The sequence below is a fragment of the Halomonas salsilacus genome, assembly GCF_051216275.1.
In the GTDB taxonomy this organism is placed as follows: Bacteria; Pseudomonadota; Gammaproteobacteria; order Pseudomonadales; family Halomonadaceae; genus Halomonas.
Genome location: NZ_JBPKAQ010000027.1, coordinates 294 through 608, shown reverse-complemented (window position 1 = coordinate 608; position 315 = coordinate 294). Strand labels below are relative to the sequence as shown.

General features: G+C 66.0%; 1 protein-coding gene. It reads left to right on the top strand.

Annotation, left to right across the window (positions count from 1 at the left end; genetic code table 11):
- On the top strand, positions 1-315 hold a 315-nt coding region (locus ACR80S_RS17160; protein WP_435403913.1), incomplete at both ends, for a hypothetical protein.

Sequence of the window (315 nt, the reverse complement as noted above, 5' to 3'; positions counted from 1 at the left end):
ACAGCTACACGCTGACCGCAGCGGCGGATCACAGCGAGGGCGAGGTGGTTGACGAGATCACCTACACGACCACCGATCAGTTCGGTAACACCCAGACCAACACCCTGATGGTGACCATCACCGACGATGTGCCGGTGGCAAATCCGGTGGTCGTCGAGACCCTGACCAGTGGCAACACCGCCGAAGGCAATGTCAAGGCGAACGACCAGCTGGGCGCCGATAGCCGCGCGGACGACGGCGCCGTGGTCGGCGTGGCCCTGGGCGACAGCGACGGCGGCGAGGTCACGGGCAACGTGGGCAGCGCCATCGAAGGCA